This is a genomic window from Alcanivorax sp. HI0083, from assembly GCF_001635175.1.
This window is the reverse complement of the sequence record NZ_LWFX01001427.1, coordinates 1-1,614: the sequence shown is the minus strand read 5'-3', so window position 1 is coordinate 1,614 and position 1,614 is coordinate 1. Positions and strand designations below refer to the sequence as shown.

The following is a 1,614-nucleotide window of genomic DNA, read 5'->3' as shown; positions in this document are numbered from 1 at the left end:
GCTGTTCGGCATCATTATTAACATCGGAGTGCTGAACCTGTTCGGCGCCATGGTGATGCGCAGCAATACCCTCAAGGCTGCTGGTGGCCACGATGATATCCAGCAAGCCCGCGAACGGCGGATGATGCTGTCCATTTTACGCGGCTTTGCCCTGGCCCCTCTGGTATCGCCGCTGGGGGTGACCATGGCAGTCATTCTGGCCAATATACCCAGTCTCACCTGGGCCAGCCTGGCCCCGGTGGCGCTGCCCACCGCCGGGCTCTTTTTTCTGCTCGGCTGGTGGCTGGACTGGCAGCTCAGACCCAAACAACTGGCGCAACGGGTACCTGCAACACAGCCGCCCTCACTATCGCCACTGATTCGCTTCACCTTGCTGGCCTTGCTGATCACCCTGAGCGTATTTGCCGTCGCCCTGGCAGGAAATCTGCGTTTGCCCGTCGCCGTCCTGATTGCCTGCCCGCTTGCTGCCATCCTGTGGATGGCAAAGCAGAGGCGGCGACTGGGTGGCGGCACCGGGCTGCGCCGATCGCTCACCTTGCTCGCCCGCCATTCGCGTTTGATCTTCGGTTCCAATCGGGGAGAAATTGCCGTGCTGGGCGGCTCCGCCTGCCTGGGCGCATTGATTACCCCGCTGGTGAATCAACAGGCCCTGCACGAGCTGCTACTGGCCACCCATCTGCAAGGCGCCGCCATGGCCGTGGCTGCCATGCTGCTGGTGGTGGCACTGGCACAGGTAGGGCTCAATCCTATTGTGTCGGTAACACTATTGGCTTCGCTGCTGGGCGATGGAGTGGGCGCAGACCCACGCCTGCTGGCCGTGGGCCTGATGTGCGCCTGGAGCCTGTCGATGATCTCCTCGCCGTTCACTGCATCGATGCTGGTACTCAGCCAGTTGATCGGCCGCTCGCCCTACCGGATCGCCTGGCGCTGGAACGGATTGTTCTTTGTGCTGGTCGTGCCGATGCTGGCGTTGTGGATCGGGGTGATGACGCAATGGTTGTGAGAGCAGTTGAAAGTTCAAAGTGTAAAGTTAAAAAGGACGAAAAATGGGACAACCAACCGATCAATGGCTTCCCACGTGTTTCCACCAAACGCTCAGCGCGGACACGGCTTAACTGTTCATGCCAGGCTCGTGCGCGCTTTTCAACTTTGTACTTTGAACTTTCAACTTACCCTCAGATCAGGCCGCAAAGAGCCAGATCCCATCGCGGTCTTCGCGCTGCACCCTGCCCTGCTCCAGCAGGCAATTAAGGTGCGCAATGCTCTCGCCCATGGCAAACATCATTTGCTGCACATCCAGGGTCCGCTTGAACATCACCGGCAACACATCGTGGGCATTATGAGGCTGCTCACAGCAGGCAGCATGCACCTGATCCAGCTGCTCGGCATGGTGATCCGCCAACGCATTGATCCGCGTATGCAGCCCCCGGAAAGGCAAACCGTGGGCGGGCAGCACCAGCGTGTCTTCCGGCAATGCATCGCGGATTACTGTCAGGCTATCCACAAAGGCGGTTACCGGATTGGCGTCCGGCTCCGTGGGGCGCACCATCAAATTACTGGAAATGGTCGGCAGCACCTGATCCCCGCTGAGCAATACCCGGTCACTGCTGCGAT

General features: G+C 59.9%; 1 protein-coding gene and 1 pseudogene. One reads left to right on the top strand and one right to left on the bottom strand.

Annotated elements, in window-relative coordinates; genetic code table 11:
- On the top strand, positions 1 to 1,003 hold a 1,003-nt coding region (locus tag A3754_RS28050), incomplete at its 5' end, for a hypothetical protein (protein ID WP_063521305.1).
- A gap of 177 nt (positions 1,004 to 1,180) precedes the next feature.
- On the opposite strand, the pseudogene A3754_RS28045 reads toward A3754_RS28050, so the two are convergent.
- Positions 1,181 to 1,614: pseudogene (locus A3754_RS28045) on the bottom strand (MBL fold metallo-hydrolase); the annotation flags it as partial.